The sequence below is a fragment of the Sabulicella rubraurantiaca genome, assembly GCF_017355885.1.
Classification (GTDB): Bacteria; Pseudomonadota; Alphaproteobacteria; order Acetobacterales; family Acetobacteraceae; genus Roseococcus; species Roseococcus rubraurantiacus.
In genome coordinates this window covers 416,527-432,936 of the sequence record NZ_JAFEUU010000001.1, presented here as the reverse complement: position 1 = coordinate 432,936, position 16,410 = coordinate 416,527, and the positions used below count along the sequence as shown (strand labels likewise).

General features: G+C 67.9%; 12 protein-coding genes, 2 tRNA genes and 1 pseudogene. 10 read left to right on the top strand and 5 right to left on the bottom strand.

Features of this window, described 5'->3' with window-relative positions; translation table 11 throughout:
* Nucleotides 1–119 precede the first annotated feature (119 nt).
* The 4 genes from JTJ31_RS02150 to JTJ31_RS02135 all read right to left on the bottom strand — a co-directional run bounded on the left by JTJ31_RS02150 (nucleotide 120) and on the right by JTJ31_RS02135 (nucleotide 3,644).
* On the bottom strand, nucleotides 120–920 hold the full coding sequence (locus JTJ31_RS02150) for a hypothetical protein (RefSeq protein ID WP_207536938.1): 801 nt from the start codon (nucleotides 918–920) through the stop codon (nucleotides 120–122).
* A gap of 726 nt (nucleotides 921–1,646) precedes the next feature.
* Entirely contained in the window at nucleotides 1,647–3,359 is a 1,713-nt protein-coding gene (locus tag JTJ31_RS02145) for a site-specific integrase (protein WP_328805645.1), read from the bottom strand.
* Between the two features lie 65 nt (nucleotides 3,360–3,424).
* Nucleotides 3,425–3,499 (bottom strand) — tRNA-Asn (locus JTJ31_RS02140).
* A gap of 71 nt (nucleotides 3,500–3,570) precedes the next feature.
* A tRNA-Cys gene (locus JTJ31_RS02135) sits at nucleotides 3,571–3,644 on the bottom strand.
* A gap of 111 nt (nucleotides 3,645–3,755) precedes the next feature.
* Here JTJ31_RS02135 and JTJ31_RS02130 point away from each other — a divergent pair.
* The 8 genes from JTJ31_RS02130 (at nucleotide 3,756) to JTJ31_RS02095 (ending at nucleotide 13,771) form a co-directional block, all read left to right on the top strand.
* A complete protein-coding gene (locus JTJ31_RS02130) occupies nucleotides 3,756–4,436 on the top strand; it encodes a protein-L-isoaspartate O-methyltransferase family protein (protein WP_236019770.1) in 681 nt (226 codons plus the stop codon).
* 68 nt (nucleotides 4,437–4,504) lie between these two features.
* A complete protein-coding gene (locus tag JTJ31_RS02125; protein ID WP_207536936.1) occupies nucleotides 4,505–5,884 on the top strand; it encodes a TolC family outer membrane protein in 1,380 nt (459 codons plus the stop codon).
* Between the two features lie 32 nt (nucleotides 5,885–5,916).
* The gene (locus JTJ31_RS02120) at nucleotides 5,917–6,411 is read left to right on the top strand and encodes a DUF2497 domain-containing protein (protein WP_207536935.1); all 495 of its coding nucleotides are present in this window, start codon (nucleotides 5,917–5,919) and stop codon (nucleotides 6,409–6,411) included.
* A 46-nt stretch (nucleotides 6,412–6,457) separates the two neighbouring features.
* Nucleotides 6,458–9,118, top strand: coding sequence for a valine--tRNA ligase (locus JTJ31_RS02115; RefSeq protein ID WP_207536934.1), 2,661 nt, complete (start codon nucleotides 6,458–6,460; stop codon nucleotides 9,116–9,118).
* A 26-nt stretch (nucleotides 9,119–9,144) separates the two neighbouring features.
* Nucleotides 9,145–10,863, top strand: coding sequence for a dihydroxy-acid dehydratase (gene ilvD / locus JTJ31_RS02110; protein ID WP_207536933.1), 1,719 nt, complete (start codon nucleotides 9,145–9,147; stop codon nucleotides 10,861–10,863).
* Between the two features lie 240 nt (nucleotides 10,864–11,103).
* Nucleotides 11,104–12,201 carry a DegT/DnrJ/EryC1/StrS family aminotransferase gene (locus JTJ31_RS02105; RefSeq protein WP_236019769.1) on the top strand — a complete coding sequence of 366 codons (1,098 nt, stop codon included), beginning with the start codon at nucleotides 11,104–11,106 and terminating at the stop codon, nucleotides 12,199–12,201.
* Nucleotides 12,201–12,338 carry an FAD-dependent oxidoreductase gene (locus tag JTJ31_RS02100; protein ID WP_207536931.1) on the top strand — a complete coding sequence of 46 codons (138 nt, stop codon included), beginning with the start codon at nucleotides 12,201–12,203 and terminating at the stop codon, nucleotides 12,336–12,338. The genes JTJ31_RS02105 and JTJ31_RS02100 overlap by 1 nt, the downstream gene beginning before the upstream one ends.
* A 306-nt stretch (nucleotides 12,339–12,644) precedes the next feature.
* Nucleotides 12,645–13,771, top strand: a protein-coding gene (locus JTJ31_RS02095; protein ID WP_408015377.1) for an IS3 family transposase whose coding sequence is annotated in 2 segments (ribosomal slippage) — nucleotides 12,645–12,912 and nucleotides 12,912–13,771 — 1,128 coding nt in all. Because the reading frame shifts where the segments join, the coding sequence is not laid out codon by codon here.
* Here JTJ31_RS02095 and JTJ31_RS02090 read toward each other — a convergent pair.
* Nucleotides 13,663–14,907, bottom strand: coding sequence for an IS110 family RNA-guided transposase (locus JTJ31_RS02090; RefSeq protein WP_408015376.1), 1,245 nt, complete (start codon nucleotides 14,905–14,907; stop codon nucleotides 13,663–13,665). The two genes, JTJ31_RS02095 and JTJ31_RS02090, sit on opposite strands and share 109 nt — an antisense overlap.
* Nucleotides 14,908–15,169: 262 nt before the next feature.
* Between JTJ31_RS02090 and JTJ31_RS02085 the strand changes: the two are divergent.
* A pseudogene (locus JTJ31_RS02085) lies at nucleotides 15,170–15,412 on the top strand (integrase core domain-containing protein); the annotation flags it as partial.
* 176 nt (nucleotides 15,413–15,588) lie between these two features.
* A complete protein-coding gene (locus JTJ31_RS02080; RefSeq protein WP_207536930.1) occupies nucleotides 15,589–16,392 on the top strand; it encodes a glycerophosphodiester phosphodiesterase in 804 nt (267 codons plus the stop codon).
* The last annotated feature ends 18 nt before the right edge of the window (nucleotides 16,393–16,410 follow it).

Sequence of the window (16,410 nt, the reverse complement as noted above, 5' to 3'; positions counted from 1 at the left end):
TGAACTTTACCTTCCGCAGACCTAGAGACACAGCCAGACACCCAAAGCGTGGCCGTTGCCGAGGCAGTTAAGGCGTTGTGAGGGGGAGGTGAGATACGGTAGGGGCCAAGCTTTGGTCTTCACTGCTGGCCGGTAGCGGAAGCCATCAGGGACCCTTTTGTGTACCTATAACTTGCAAGGGAACTTTCGCCTCCCATGCGCGCCCGCGCCTTCTTCACCGCCCGCTCGGTGCAGCCCGCAAGAGACGCGATGAACCCGCTGGGCAAGTAGCCGTGACTTGCGAGGAGCCACTTAAGCCGGTGGCGCTTGGAGACGATCGCTGTCGCGCGGTCACGGATGCCGTCGAGGTCCAGCGTCCACAGGACCGAGGGAACGTGATCTTCGTAGAAGACGGCGAACACAGATGCGCGATTGAGGCCCTCCAACGCGGCGATATGCGTGTTGCTCCCGTCCGCATTGTGGCCGTAGCCAGCGGCAGTCGCTTGATCCGAGACAAGGCGCCGTTGTTGGCGTCCACCGAACGGGGCGAGGGTCACGTAACCGTGATGCTCAAGCGCGCGGGCCATCGTCTCCCGGTCAACGCTCGCGTGTCGTGCCATCTCGGTTATCGTGAGGCCCTTCCTGGGTCGCTGCGGAAGCGGACGGCGTAGTTCCCGGAGACGCTCGGCACGCAGCCCAAACTTTCCATCAAAGGCATTTGGCTCATCCCAAACGTCGCGCAGAAGCATTGCTTCGTAGAGAGCCGCAACTTCGCTCGGGTCTTCGCGCCAGAGGGCGGCCTGGATGCGCTGAAGGAAGGTTTGAAGTGGGCCATCAGCGTTACGCCGCTCGCGCCATGGTGCCTCGCGCATCGCTGTGCTGATAGCCAAACGAAGCCCCTTGCTTGATAGCCTGTAAGTAGGCGGCGTCGCGTCAAGCATCGAGCCGCATCAATCCGGGTTTCCGTTGGCGAAGCGTCCCCGGAAAGGGCTGGTAGGGGGCGAAGCGTGGCCCTGATCGGTCATCCTCGTAGACCGTAAGCCGCGCGAGCGTCCCGAGGGGAGCGGTGAGGGTTTCGGTCCCCGTGTCTTTCCAGCGGACCTGAAGGAGCGTCCGAGGATCATGCCCGGCCGCGATCAGCGCCCGTGCAAGGACCAGGACAGGCGTGCGATGCGTGACTTCGACTTCGCCGCATTGCGCCCTGACGGGTGAGAGGAGAAGCGCAGAGACGACGCGCGAAGGAGATGCCGCCCGGAGAGGCGACGGAGAAGGGGTCATGATGTGTGTGGGGTCCTTGTGGGGCCGCTAAGGGGCCAAGGGAGGACATGGAACGGGCCTTGAGGGCTTCGTTCGGGGAGAGCGGGGACAGCCCCGCCCTTCGGCCGCGAAGAGGGCATTCGGGATAGCAGGGGGCAGGCTTTGGGTGTCCAGCGCAGAGGTCTAGTCGCGCTCTACCTTCACGCTTCGTGCCTTGGGTCCCACATGGCGAGGACCGCCGATCCCATTCGAAAGAATGGAGTTCCTGACGCCACTGAACGGCCGACGGAGCCGAGGTTCTTCGTTCTATAGCGGAGGGCAGGCGCCGCCGTTCGCGAAGGTAAAGCCAACTCTACCTGGGCAGGCGGACCGCCGGATGACCTTGCATCCTCTCGGCCGCTTGGACGTGATTAGCCTTCGGTCGCCCCTACGACATAGAGCTTCCGGAGGTCCAACTCGGGGAACTGTAACAGGGCTAGCGTTTGCGCCGCTGCGTGAAGGTCCGGTCCCTTGTCGTATCGGGCATCGCCTTCGCCGCCTTCCTCGCTGGCGTGTCCCATGATGCGGTTCCGGTGCCGCTTCTGCTGAAGGTCCGTGATGGCGTCTGAGATGCGGGTAATGGCTGTGTGCCGGAATGAATGGAACGTCAGCCCGTCGCGGGCGAGGCCAATAGCCCTGCGATAGCGCGTGAACCACTTCGTCACATCCACACCTCGCCGCATGTCCTTTCCGCGCGGCGTGAGGTCCGCGAAGATGGGGTCCGCGTCGTCGTTCGTCACAGCCATGATGTGCTGCGGGAAGCCGAGCTTCACCATCTCCGGGTGCAGGGGGATGACGCGGCTGGCGTTCTTGTTCTTCAGTCGCCGCCCTGGCGCAGGCCGGATGTGAAGGGACCACAGCCCGCCATCGCGCCGCACGTCGCCCCGCTTCAAATCGGCCATCTCTTCCAGGCGGGCGCCGTGGAACAGGGCCAGGAGCGGGAGCCAAAAGTGGGCGTCCCGTATGACGTGTTCGCCGCGCTTGTCTCGGAAGAAGGGGTGCCGCCCTGCCCAAACTGGCGAGGCGAAGAGCCGCCTCAACTCTTCGGGCGTGAATACGTCGCGCTGCTCCCTCGCACCTTCCGTCGCCGCGCCGAACCGGTGGCCGTCCACTAGCTCTACGCGTGTGGCCACCCTCATTTGTCCCACGTCAACAGCATACTGGAAGAACTGACGAAGGGCGTTCAGATGCTTCTCGGCGGTCCGCTCCGTCACGCGTGCCTGTCCAGCCCGCGCAGGGTCCGCGATAATATCGGCAAGGGTCCGTCCTGCGTCCTTCGGGGACTTGCCATATGAGCTTGGGAGTTGACGCAGAGTGTTGAGGTAGCGCGTCACGTCGCCGCGCCCGTAATCGGCCGGGTTCTTGTCGCCTGCCACTTCCATGAAGCGCCGAATCGTTGCGTGCTCTTCACCGCGCTGCTTATGGGTGGCGTTGTCGCGGCTGCCTCGGACTTCGAGGAACAATCCCACCAACTCTGACGCCTTCGGCACGGGCGGGGTAGGGGGGACCGGTTGGGCAAGCGGCGGGCTTGCTGGCGGATAGCGCTCTGGTACTGGGCCGATTTCTTCGCTGCCGGGATCGGTGAAGACGGTAGGCACTTCTCCCTTAGCCCGGCGGATCAACTCTCTGAAAATGAGAAGGTCAGCTTCAAGGGTGCCGATAGTGAGCCTGTAGCGTTCATCTTCGGGGAGTTCATGCCGCTGCATCATGGTGTCCACAGCGGTCCTCACGCTCCAGTCCTCCCGGCCAGCGAGGTGATCGCGCGTCTGCTCTAATCCTTCCTCAAGCATCCCCAAGGGCCAGGACGCCCTGATGCTGTCCGCATCCAGCTTCTCCCGCAGGTATTCCCGCAGGATGGCGTTCAAATCCGTCTTGCCTGCCGATGCGCTCACGCTCGCCTTCGCCCTTCGCCACGCCGCGCCGAACGCCATGTCCAGCCGCGATGCCAAGTGCTCCGCTTCCCGGTAGCGCCGTGTCCGCAGGCTCAAGGCTACTTCGCCTCTCGGGGTCCCCGGCAGGCGCCGCCGCCAGTAATAGACCCCGCGCTTGCGGGTGATGTGGGAGCATTGTGGGAGCGTGAGCACCAGCGCGGCCTCCGATAGCGGGCCGGACGGCGAAACAGAAGCTGGTTCAAATGCTTAGGGAGCCGTGGCTCCGGCGGTTGGATTCGAACCAACGACCAACGGATTAACAGTCCGCTGCGCTACCGCTGCGCCACGCCGGAACATCGCGGTGCGGGGCGAATAGCAGAGGGCTCGACGCCCTGCAACCGCCCCTGAAACACGAGCCGCACTCTGGAGGTCCGGAGCGGAATCGAACCGCTGTAGAGGGTTTTGCAGACCCTTGCCTGACCACTCGGCCACCGGACCCCAAGTGCGGCCCCCGTATCGGGCAGCGGCGCCCTTCGGTCAAGGCGCGCCCGACTTTCCGCCCTGCTCGCCGCCCCGTATAACGCCCGCCAACGGAAAGGCAGGCAGGCAATGACGCTCCCGGCGGCAATGGTTCAGGATCACGAGGCGGCCCGCCGCATGATGGTGCTCGGCCAGATCACGCCCAATGCCGTCACCGATCCCCTGCTGGTCCAGGCGATGGGTGAGGTTCCGCGCGAGCGCTTCCTGCCCCCTGCCATGGCGGCGCGCGCCTATGCCGACGAATCGACGCCCGTGGCACCGGGGCGCTTCATGCTCCAACCCATGGTGCTGGCCCGCATGATCCAGGCCGTGCTGCCGCAGCCCGGCGAGCGGGCCTTGGTCCTCGGCGCCGGCAGCGGCTACGGCGCGGCAGTCCTAGCCCGGATGGGCCTCGTGGTGACGGGGGTGGAAGAGGAGGAGTCGCTGGTCTCGCTTGGCCAGCGCGCCCTCGAGTTTGCCCTCCACGGCAACCGGCCCGTCCTGAATGTCGGCGATCCCGCGCGCGGCTGGCCCGAGGGCGCGCCCTACCGGATCCTGCTAATCGAGGGCGCCGTGCAGCGCGTGCCCGAGACCCTGTGGTCCCAACTGGGCGAGGGCGGCCGGGCGATCCTGGTCCGCGCCCGGCCCGGGATGATGGGGAAGGTCTGCCTGTACCGCCGCGCCGGGGGGACAGTGAGCGAAATCCCGGCCTTCGAGGCGCCGGCGCCCGTGCTGCCCGCCTTCTCGGAAGCCGCCGGATTCCGCTTCTGAGCCTCGCGGTGGCGCCCGGCAGCGCCAGCCGCTATTCTTCTGCCCAATACGCTCGGAGTTTCATGCGGATGCGTTCCAGCCCGTTCCATTACGGCCTCGCCGCCGCGATGCTGCTTGCGGCGGCGCCTGCCGGCGCCCAGACGCTGCAGGAAGCCCTGGCCCAGGCCTACAACAACAACCCCACCCTGCTCGCCGCACGCGCCCAGCTTCGCGCGGTGGACGAGAACGTTCCCCAGGCGCTCGCCGGCTGGCGGCCCACCGTGGTCATCGCCGGTTCCTACGGCGCCACGGACGTCCGGAATACGGGGCAGGGCGGGGTTGTTTCGCGGCTTGACCGCTCGCCGGCCAGTGTCACGGGCACCGTTACCCAGCCGATCTTTCGCGGCGGCCGGACCGTCGCCCAGACTCGTCAGGCGGAAAACCAAGTCCTGGCCCAGCGCGCCCGGCTCTTCGCGACCGAGCAGCAGATCCTGAGCGATGGCGTGAACGCCTATATCGGCGTGATCCAGAACGCCGAACTACTACGCCTCAACATCAACAACGAGCAGGTACTCGGCCGTCAGCTCCAGGCGACCAACGAGCGCTTCCGCGTCGGTGAGATCACCCGCACCGACGTGGCCCAGGCGGAGAGCCGCCTCGCCGGCGCGCGCTCATCCCGCACCCAGGCTGAGGGCAACCTCCAGATCGCGCGCGCGACCTATCAGCGCGTCGTGGGTGAGCCGCCGGGCCGCCTGACCAACCCCCAACCGCTGGTCGTGCCGGTTCGCTCGGCGGCCGAGGCCCAGGCAGCGGCCATCGCCAACAACCCGAACGTGGTCGCCGCGCTCTTCAATGCCGCATCGGCGCGCGACGCGGTGGACGTGCAGATCTCCACCTTGCTGCCGCAGGTTTCGGCCACGGCCCAAGCCTTCCGCCAGGACAACGCTCAGCTTCGCGGCACGCGCCAGACCGGAGGGCAGGCGACGCTGAACCTCAACGTGCCGCTCTACCAGGGCGGTGCGGAGCACGCGCTGGTGCGGCAGGCGCGCCAGACCGCGCAGCAGGCCATCTCCCAGGTGGATGAGGCGCGGCGCACCGTGGCGCAGCAGGCAGCACAAAGCTGGGAGCAGCTTCGCTCCGCCCGCGCCACGGTGGAAAGCGTCCGCGCGCAGATCCGCGCCGCCGAGATTGCCCTCGATGGCGTCCAGCGTGAGGCGATCGTCGGTAGCCGCACCACGCTGGACGTTCTGAACGCCGAGCAGGAACTGCTGAATGCGCGAACCAGCCTGGTGAACGCCCTCTCCACCGTCGTGACCGGCTCCTACAACCTGGCGGCCTCCATCGGGCGGCTGACGGCGCAGGACCTCGGCCTGCCGGTCGAGCTCTACGACATGCGCCAATACTACAATGCGGTGCGCGACCGCTGGGTGGGCATCGGCGACTATTCGGTCGCGGCGGTGCGGCGGTGAGCGGGAGCGGGCCTGCACAGCCAGAGCCCACGATGGACGATATCCTGGCGTCCATCCGAAAGATCCTGAACGAGGGGGAGCCGCCAGCCGGCCCGATCCCTGTCACGGAGCCCGAACCCCTCCTGCTCACGCCGGACATGATGATCACCCGGCCGGAGGGGGCATTGCCGCCAGATGCGCCCGAGGCTCCGGCCTTATCGCCTGAGCCCATTCCTCTCACCGAGGCGCCCGCGACCGCTGCGGCCCCAGAGCCCGAGCTGTCCCCCCGCCCCCCCCCCACCCCCGCCACCCCGGCGCGATGGGCGCGGGCGCCCCCCCCCCCCCCCCCCGCGGCCCTCGGCCAGCTGTCGCGCGCGGTGGCGCAGGAGCGGGCCACGGGCGTCGCCCGCGGCGGCCCCACGATCGAGGATGTGGTGCGGGAGGAAATCCGGCCCGTCCTGAAGGAATGGCTCGACAACCACCTGCCCGCGATTGTCGAGCGCTTGGTCCGCCAAGAGATCGAACGGGTGATGTCCCGCCAGGGCTGACGCCTTCTGGGCTTGACGGGAAGCGTGGGGCGCGGAAGTTGCGCCCATGCTCCCCAAGGCTTTCGATCCCTCCGCCATCGAATCGCGCCTCTATGCCGAGGCCGAGGCCGCCGGCGTCTTCGGCGCCGACCCAGCGCGGGACCGCCCGCCCTTCACGGTCGTCATCCCTCCGCCCAACGTCACGGGCAGCCTGCACATCGGCCACGCGCTGAACAACACGCTGCAGGACGTGCTCGTGCGGTTCCGCCGCATGCAGGGCAGCGACGCGCTGTGGATGCCCGGCACCGACCACGCCGGCATCGCCACCCAGATGGTCGTCGAGCGTCTCCTCGCCCAGACCCAGCAGCCCGGGCGTCGTGAGATGGGGCGTGAGAAGTTCCTTGAGCGCGTCTGGCAGTGGAAGGCGGAGAGCGGCGGCACCATCACCCGCCAGCTGCGCCGGCTCGGCGCCAGCCTCGACTGGCCGCGCGAGCGATTCACCATGGATGAAGGCCTGTCCCGCGCCGTGCTGGAGGTCTTCGTGCGCCTGCACGAGGAAGGGCTGATCTACCGCGACACCCGACTCGTGAACTGGGACCCGGTCTTCCAGACCGCGATCTCCGACCTTGAGGTGGAAAGCCGGGAGGTGAAGGGCACGCTGTGGACGCTGCGCTACCCGGTGGAGGGCGGCGGGCACATCGAAGTGGCGACCACGCGCCCCGAGACCATGCTGGCCGACACGGCCGTCGCCGTGCACCCGGAGGATGAACGTTTCGCCGCGCTGGTCGGGCGCCATGTCATCCTGCCCTTGGTTGGACGGCGCATCTCCATCGTCGCCGACGCCTATTCTGATCCTGAGAAAGGCACGGGCGCGGTGAAGATCACTCCCGCGCATGATTTCAACGACTATGAGGTGGGACGCCGCCACGAGCTCGCCATGCCGAGCGTGCTGGACGAGAGTGCCCGCATCACCCTGGCCGAGATCGAGGACCCGTCGCCCTTCCTACGCACCCTGGAAGGCATGGACCGCTTCGAGGCCCGCAAGCTCATCATCGCGGAGCTTGAGGCGCAAGGGCTACTGGTCCAGGCGGAGCCGCACGCGCATCAGGTGCCGCACGGCGACCGCTCCGGTGTGCCGATCGAGCCGCGCCTGACGCTGCAATGGTATTGCGACGCCGCGACTCTCGCGAAGCCGGCCATCGAGGCGGTGGAAACTGGCCGCACCCGCTTCGTGCCGCGCCAGTATGAGAACCTGTTCTTCGCCTGGATGCGCGACATCCAGCCCTGGTGCATCTCGCGGCAGCTTTGGTGGGGCCACCGCATCCCGGCCTGGTATGGCCCGGACGGCACGGTCTTCGTGAAGCGCAGCGAGGCGGAGGCGCTGGAGGCCGCCCAGGCGCATTACGGCGAACCGGTGGAACTGCGCCGCGACGAGGACGTGCTGGACACATGGTTCAGCAGCGCCCTCTGGCCCTTCTCGACGCTGGGCTGGCCCGAGGACACGGCGGAGCTTCGCAAGCACTACCCGACCGACGTGCTGGTGACAGGCTTCGACATCATCTTCTTCTGGGTCGCCCGGATGATGATGATGGGGCTGCACTTCATGAAGGAGGTGCCGTTCCGCGACGTGGTGATCCACGGTCTCGTGCGCGACGCGAAGGGGCAGAAGATGTCCAAGTCGAAGGGGAACGTCATGGACCCCCTCGACCTGATCGACCAGCATGGTGCCGACGCGGTGCGCTTCACTCTCTGCGCGCTGGCCTCGCCGGGCCGCGACATCAAGCTCGACCCGCAGCGACTGGAGGGCTACCGCGCCTTCGCGACCAAGCTGTGGAACGCCGCGCGCTTCCTGGAGATGAACGGCGTCCAGCCTGATCCGGCCTTCAACCCGGCCACGGTGCAGACGCCGCTGGCGCGCTGGCTGCTTGGCAAGTCCTCAGCCGCCATCGCAGCGGCGACCGAGTCGCTGGACCGCTTCCGTTTCGACGACTACGCCGCCGCCCTCTACGGCTTCACCTGGAACAGCTACTGCGACTGGTTCATCGAGTTCGCGAAGCCGGTGCTGAACGGACCCGATGGCCCGGAGAAGGACGAGGTGCGTGGCGCAGCCCAGCACGTGCTCGGCGTGATCCTGCGCCTGCTGCACCCGGTGATGCCTTTCGTGACGGCGGAGCTCTGGGAGCAGCTCGGCTATGGCAAGGCCGTCTCTCTTACCACGGCTGATTGGCCGCGCGCTGTCCTCACCGATGCGGAAGGGGAGGGGATCGACCTCGCCATTGCCGCGATCGGCGCAATTCGTTCGGCGCGTGCAGCGCTGAACGTGCCGGCGGGGGCGACGCTGGCGCTTCGCGTCTCCGGCCCGATGTCGGCGGCGCAGAACCTGGCAGCCTTCACGCCGCAGATTATGCGCCTAGCACGGGTCGAGGCACCGCAATTCGTGGCCGATGCGGCGGAAGGTGCTGGGCCTGGCGCCAGCGCCGCCGCTGGCGACTTGTCGCTCTTCCTCCCACTCACGGGCGTCGTGGACCTCGCCGCCGAGCGCTCACGCCTTGGCCGGGACCGCACAAAGGCCGAGGGGGAGCGGGACAAGCTGGCAAAGAAGCTGGGCAATCCCGGCTTCCGCGCGAAGGCCGAGGAGAGCGTGGTTGCCGAGACGGAGGAAAGACTGGCGGAGGCCGAGGCCGAACTGCTCCGGCTGGACGCCGCCCTCTCGCGCATCGCAAGCTGAACCAGAAAGCCGAGGAAACGCACGCAATGACCCAATGGGACAAGTCCAAGCTCCCGAGCCGCCACGTCAGCGTCGGTCCGGAGCGCGCGCCGCACCGCTCCTACTACTACGCGATGGGAATGACGAAGGAGGAGATCAACGCTCCCCTCATCGGCGTGGCGACGTGCTGGAACGAGGCCGCGCCCTGCAACATCGCCCTCAGCCGCCAGGCGCAGTCGGTGAAGCAGGGCGTGCGTGAGGCGGGCGCCGCGCCGCGCGAGTTCACCACCATCACGGTGACGGACGGCATCGCGATGGGGCACCAGGGGATGAAGTCCTCCCTGGTCTCGCGCGAGGTGATCGCGGACTCCATCGAACTCACCATGCGGGGCCACTGCTATGACGCGATGGTGGGCCTCGCGGGCTGCGACAAGTCGCTGCCCGGCGTGATGATGGCGATGCTGCGCCTGAACGTGCCCTCCGTCTTCATGTATGGCGGCTCGATCCGCCCCGGCCACCACCGCGGCCGTGACGTCACGGTGCTGGACGTCTTCGAGGCGGTGGGCACCCATGCGGCCGGCCGCATGAGCGACGAGGAGCTGGAGGAGCTGGAGCAGCATGCCTGCCCGGGCGCCGGTGCCTGCGGCGGTCAGTTCACCGCCAACACCATGGCCTGCATCAGCGAGGTCATCGGCCTCGCCCTTCCGAATTCGGCCGGCGCTCCCGCTCCGGATGAGGACCGCGACGTGTGGGCTCTTGAATCCGGCCGGCAGGTAGTCGAGCTGATCCGCAGCGGCATTCGCCCTCGCGACATCGTGACGAGGAAGGCCCTGGAAAACGCGGCGCGCATCGTCGGCGCCACGGGCGGCTCGACCAATGCCGCACTGCACCTGCCCGCCATCGCCCATGAGGCGGGCATTGACTTCCCGCTGGAGGAGGTGGCGCGGCTGATGCGCGACACGCCCCACATCGCCGACCTGAAGCCCGGCGGACGCTACGTCGCGCTCGACGTGCACCGCATTGGTGGCGTGCCGGTCATCATCAAGGCGCTGCTGGATGGCGGGCTGTTGCATGGCGACTGTATCACCGCCACCGGCAAGACCTTGGCTGAGAACCACGCAGAGGTGATTTTCCCGAAGGATCAGGACGTGGTGCGTCCCGTCTCAGACCCGATCAGCAAGATCGGCGGAGTGGTCTCGCTCTTCGGCAACCTCGCGCCTGATGGAGCGATCGTGAAGATCGCCGGCATGGAGAAGCTCCGCTTCGAGGGCACGGCGCTGTGCTTCGATTGCGAGGAGGACGCATTCGCCGCCGTCGAGGCACGGGCCTACAAGCCCGGCGACGTCATCGTCATCCGCTACGAGGGCCCCAAGGGCGGCCCCGGCATGCGCGAGATGTTGAGCACGACCAGCGCCCTCTACGGCCAGGGCATGGGCGACAAGGTGGCGCTGATCACCGATGGCCGCTTCTCTGGCGCCACGCGCGGCTTCTGCATCGGCCATGTGGGGCCGGAGGCGGCGGTCGGCGGGCCCATCGGCCTGCTGCGCAACGGCGACCGCATCGTGATCGATGCGGAGAAGGGCACGATCGACGTGATGCTGTCGGAAGAAGAACTGTCGAAGCGCCGGGCCGAATGGAAGCCGCGCACGCATGACTACAACAGCGGCGCTTTGTGGAAATACGCGCAGACCGTCGGCCCCGCGCGGTACGGGGCGGTGACCCAGCCTGGCGCGCGCGCCGAGACGCATGTTTACGCCGATATCTGAAATCTGACCTCGCGGCGTTAACCGGGCCTTATGGGCCCGGCGGGCATCTTCCCGGAAGCGACAACCGGGAAGCCCGCTGACGGTAAGCGCCTCGTCCATTCTGGAGCCGGGAACCCGGCCTGTCCCCTTGCGCCCACCGATGCAGGGTCGGGGCGGGGCGGCCCCGGCCCTCCTCGCGGCCACGGGTATACTGGCGCCCATTCCGGTCCGCGCCCGCTCCTGCCGCGCGTCGATGCACTGTTGCCCTATCTGCGCCGCATCGACGCCGCACGGATCTATGCCAATTGGGGCCCGCTGAGCGCGGAACTCGAGGTGCGGCTGGCCGTGCATTGCGGTGGCCATGTCGTTTCCGTCTCCACTGCCACGGATGGGCTGGTCTGCGCCCTTCGCGCCGTGCTGGAGGATCGCCCCAGCGAAGCTCGCCAGGGCCTTTGCCTGATGCCATCCTGGAGCTTCGTGGCAAGCGGCCACGCCGCAATTGCGGCTGACCTCCATCCTGCCTTCCTCGATGTGGGGGAGGAGCGATGGGCGCTTGACCCCGATCAGGTGCGCAACGCGATCCGTTCAGCCCGTGCGAGCCAGGAGGGTGTAGCGGTCGCTGCCGTGATGGTCGTGGCTCCCTTCGGCTTGCTGGTGGACCCCGGCCCCTGGGATGCATTCACGCAGGAGACGGGCATTCCCGTTGTGATTGACGCCGCCGCCGCTTTCGACGGGCTGAGCGCCGGGCGGCCCCCAGCCGTTGTGAGCATGCATGCGACCAAGGTCGTGGGGGCCGGGGAGGGCGGTTTCGTCGCCACCACCGATCCCGATCTCGCCCGTCGCATCAAGCGCGCGGCGAATCTTGGCTTCTTCGGCTCGCGCACCGCCGAGGTTTCCGGATTGAACGCAAAGCTCAGCGAGTACCATGCAGCGGTGGCCCTCGCGGCGCTCGACGAATGGCCGGAGCGCCGTGCTGCCCTCATCACGACAGCGGCACGAATGAGCGATGCGTTGACGGGAATGGGCCGCGGCCTCCTGCCTGGTTTCGGAAAGGATTGGGTAGCCTCGACCTGCGTGGTTCGTTTGCCGGCGGGTGTCGGTGCTGCCGAAGCAGCGCTCGACTTGGGTCTTTTCGGTATCCAGACCCGGTCCTGGTGGGGGGAGGGCAACCACGCGCAGCCTGCCTTCCGCGACTTCGCTACCTTCCCTGCGGGAGTGCGACTTGAGGTGACCCGACGCCTCGCCCAGACGACGCTCGGGTTGCCCTTCCTGCCAGATATGAACGAGGAAGAGATTGAGCGCGTCTTGGGCGCCATGCGGCAGATCTGCCTCCAGGCACAGCCTCGGAAAGCCTCCTGATGCTGCCCCGTGCCGCGGTCATCGGGGGCGGATTGGCCGGAATGGGCGCGGCGCTGTGTCTCGCTTCGCGTGGCTGGTCGGTCATGCTCCTGGAAGCTGGGACGCGGCTGGGCGCCGGGTGGTCAAGCACGGAATGAATGGGAGAAGAGGTGGATCTCGGGCTTCGCATCCCCTGCGAAACCGGGATCCCCTGGGCCAACGCGTTGCTGTTCCATGACCTCCCGACGCTGGCCGAGGCGCCGTTGACGTGGCATCGCCTGGGGCCTTGCCCATTGGAAGGGCAGGTGGACCCGGCGGGGGCGCTCCGCACCGGATCATCGTGCCTGGACGCGCGCTTCCTTTGCGCTCCTCTGCTGGCAAAGGCTCTGGAAGAGGTGCTTGGTCTGCCCCCGTAGGAGTGGGTCTGCGGTAATGAGAGCCGCGGAGCCAAGGGAGGCGGGATGATGGGCCGGAGGCCGATGCACAAGCCTGAGGAGATCGTCGCGAAGCTGCGGCAGGCGGAGGTGCTGATCGCGGGCGGAAAGTCCGTGGCAGACGCGGTGCGGGCGATCGGGGTGAGCGAGGCCACGTATCATCGATGGCGCGCCGAGTATGGCGGCCTGAAGCTGGACGCGGTGAAGCGGCTGAAGGAATTGGAGCGTGAGAACGCGCGGCTGCAGAAGGCGGTGTCGGACCTGACGCTTGAAAAGATCATCCTGAAGGAAGCTGCATCGGGAAACTACTGAGCCCAGCCCGCAGGCGCCGCTGCGTCGAGCATGTGAAGGAAAGGCTCGGTGTCTCGCAACGCCTCGCTTGCCGCGTGCTGGGCCAGCATCGGTCGACGCAGCAGAAGGCGCCGCGAGGGCGTGCCGACGAGGCGGCACTGACGGCCGACATCGTCGAACTGGCGAGGCGCTATGGACGCTACGGCTACCGGCGGATCACGGCGCTGCTGAACCAGGCGGGCTGGGCCGTGAACCATAAGAGGGTGGAGCGGATAGGACGCCGCGAGGGCCTGAAGGTGCCGAAGCGCCAGCCCAAGCGCGGCAGGCTCTGGCTAGCGGACGGGTCGTGCATCCGGCTGCGCCCCGAACATCCCCGGCACGTCTGGGCCTACGACTTCGTCGAGGACCGGACGCGGGACGGGCGGCGGTTCCGGATGCTCTGCGTGGTCGACGAGTTTACGCGCGAGGCGCTGGCCATCCGTGTCGGGCGGAAGCTCACCTCGGTGGATGTCATCGACACTCTCGCTGATCTTTTCCTCCTCCATGGCGTGCCGCAACACGTACGCTCGGACCAGGGGCCGGAGTTCATCGCGGCTGCGGTCAAGGGCTGGATTGGCGGTGTCGGGGCGAGGACGGCGTACATCGAGCGCGGCAGTCCGTGGGAAACGGATGAAATAGGGAAGTCCCTTTTCGCGAGCCTTGCCAGATTTCCTTTGCGCACGGGCGACCGCGTGGCCAAGGGCGGGGCATGGAGGTGTCAGCCCCGCCGCGCCGCCTCAGATCGTCGCTCCTCCCCTGCGGCGCTCGTGCGTGCCCGACCCTTTCTGGGGCCGGACTGCGCCCAGCCTTCTGTGAGTTTGCGATAAGCCGTCTCGGCGGCCTCTGCGGCCTGCCGTTCGCGCTGCCGGATGCCTTTGATGTTGTAGTCGAAGGCGGCACCCCGAAGACCGTGCAGCCGCGGCCGTCCGGCCCGCAGCTCGAGGCTCCGCAGCTTCCGGGCCTGCAGCGCCGGACGGAGCCAGGCATAGTCCTCGCCCCGGGTCAGGAGCCGCCACGCGAGGACGGCCAGCTTGCGGGCGGTCGCCACCGCCGCGACGTGCTGGCCGCGCCGGGAGGCGACACGCCCAAAGAACGCCTTCAGTGGTCCGGGCGCACGGGCGGCGGCCCATGCGGCCTCCACGAGGAGGCCGCGGGCGTGCCCTCGGCCTTGCTTTGTGATGCGTCCGTGCCGGGCGGGCCCCTCTCCGGACTGCCGCACGCTGGGGTTCAGGCCGAGGTAGGCGACGAGCTTCTCGGCCGAGGGGAACCGGCCCACGTCGCCGATCGCGGCCGCGAGCCCGACCGCGACGATCATGTCGATCCCCGGGATGGTCATAAGCCGCCGAACTGCGCCGTCCTCGAGGGCATGCTCGGCAATGTCGCGCTCGACCACGCGGAGGTCCTCGAGCAGCCGGTCCAGCGTGCGCACGTGCCGCTCGACGGCCTGGCGCTCGTCCTCGGGCAGGGTCTGCCGAGCCAGCCAGGCGCGGCCGCTGTGGCCGAACAGATCGGCATGCGGACAGGGCGGCACGAGATGCGCGTGCAGGATCGACTGCACGATGTTCTTGATCCGGGTCCTCTGCCGGACGAGCTGCTCGCGCCGGCTGACCTGGCGCCGCAGCGCGCCGGTCCGCTCGTCGGGCACCCAGACCTCCGGCAGGAAGCCGCTGGCGTAGAGCTTGGCCAGAACGGCTGCATCGATCGCGTCCGTTTTGATCCTGGCGTGCGCGATCAGGCGCACTTGCTTGGGATTGGCGATCACGACGCGCCCGACGTGCGGCGCGAGCACCTCGACCACCGCCGCGGCGTTGCCCGTCGCCTCGACGACCACATGGTCGTCGTGCGTCAGGCTCGCGCGGGCGAACTCCTCCAGCCGATCCCGGCGCATGTCCACCCGGCCCAGCCGGACGGCCTTTCCGTCCATCCACGCCACCGCCTCCGCGAAGACGCGGTGAATGTCCATTCCGATGATGCGCATGGCGCCCCATCCTCCTCCTCGCTCGTGGTGAAAGGGCGGGAGCTGGCGGGCAACACGACAGCTACGGATCCGCGCTCGCAGCGCATCCGGGCAAGTCGCAGGGGCGGCCATGTAACGAGTTCGAACTCGCGGTTCACTTCCATCGGACGGCCTGCTCGCACTCCACGTGCTCCCGGTGCCCCGTGTCCCGGATGGTCGCACCATATGCCGCCACACCGACGTGGCGCGACACGCGAGCACCGGCCCAATCATGCCCGGTAATGGCTACGTAGAGTCGTTCAACGGCAAGCTGCGGGACGAGCTGCTGGACGGCGAGGTGTTCGCCACGCTCCGCGAAGCGCAGGTGCTCATCGAGGAATGGCGAAAGCACTACAACGCCATCAGGCCCCATTCCTCCCTCGGATACCGCCCGCCAGCGCCAGAGGTCATCGGCATCGCCCTGCCAGCACCCTCAGCGACGAGCAGCTTCCTCATGATCGGCCCTCATTGAACTCGGCCCACCTGATGGGGGCTTGTCAGCGTCGCCTTGTCCAAAGCAGGAGACTTGAGCGCCTTGGCAGAATTGCGGGCCGGGATGCGGAAGCGAATGGAGGCGCCACCACTCATGGATGCCCCACGCTTCGGCCGCAACCTTGCCACGGCCCTGCGACATGCGCTGGCGGAGGCTTGACGGCTCGGCCCAGGCGGCGCGACACGCCGATCATGCCTGCCCCCGAACTTGCCAGCCATCGCGGCGGCGCCTTCCTCTGGCCCGAGAACAGCCTCGCTGCCATCCGCGCCGCTTGCGCCTTCGAGGCGGAGCAGGTGGAGATCGACATCCATATGTCGCGCGATGGCGAACCGGTCGTGATGCATGACGCGACGCTGGACCGGATGACGGATGGCTCCGGGCCGGTTTCGGCCCTGGACTGGTCGACGCTCCAGCGCCTGCGGGTGAAAGGAACGGGCGGCGAGGCCATTCCTCACTTGCGCGAGGCGGCAAGCGCCATCTCGGCCGGTGGAAAGATCCTGCGTCTCGAGATCAAGAGCGATACGACAGGCTCCCCCTATCCGGGGCTGGTTCGCGCGGCCGTCCATGCCGTGGGCGATCGGCAAGCCGCAGTCGTGATGTCTTTCGAGTCTGCCACCCTGGCCGAAGCAGTCGCGATAGGCGGGTTCGCGCAATACGTGCTGCTGGTGGATGGGCGCCGACGCCGCGCCAGCCGAGCCGAGGACCTGATTGCAGCCTGCCGTGCCGTCGGCGCCACGGAACTTGGACTGCCCGTCGAAGCTGTCGAGGCCGGGCTGGCACGGGCGGTCCATGAGGCCGGGCTGCGGCTCTCGGTCTGGGGCGCGAACCACGCACCCACCCTGCGCCATGCCCTGTCGCCGGAGCTTGCCTTGGACGCGATTGCCACGGACGACCCCCCGCTGGCAGCGCAGATGCGCGCCGACGCAATGCGCTTGCGGAGCGGCCATCCTCCCGACTAGCCTTCCGCCCTTACAGGG

Bases quoted from the DNA above. Each gene is read 5' to 3' on its own strand.
- JTJ31_RS02100 (WP_207536931.1), top strand. From the start codon at position 12,201: ATGCTGCCCCGTGCCGCGGTCATCGGGGGCGGATTGGCCGGAATGGGC.
- JTJ31_RS02125 (WP_207536936.1), top strand. From the start codon at position 4,505: ATGCGTTCCAGCCCGTTCCATTACGGCCTCGCCGCCGCGATGCTGCTT.
- JTJ31_RS02115 (WP_207536934.1), top strand. From the start codon at position 6,458: ATGCTCCCCAAGGCTTTCGATCCCTCCGCCATCGAATCGCGCCTCTAT.
- JTJ31_RS02130 (WP_236019770.1), top strand. From the start codon at position 3,756: ATGACGCTCCCGGCGGCAATGGTTCAGGATCACGAGGCGGCCCGCCGC.
- JTJ31_RS02150 (WP_207536938.1), bottom strand. From the start codon at position 920: ATGCTTGACGCGACGCCGCCTACTTACAGGCTATCAAGCAAGGGGCTT.
- JTJ31_RS02120 (WP_207536935.1), top strand. From the start codon at position 5,917: ATGGACGATATCCTGGCGTCCATCCGAAAGATCCTGAACGAGGGGGAG.
- JTJ31_RS02090 (WP_408015376.1), bottom strand. From the start codon at position 14,907: ATGGACATTCACCGCGTCTTCGCGGAGGCGGTGGCGTGGATGGACGGA.
- ilvD (WP_207536933.1), top strand. From the start codon at position 9,145: ATGACCCAATGGGACAAGTCCAAGCTCCCGAGCCGCCACGTCAGCGTC.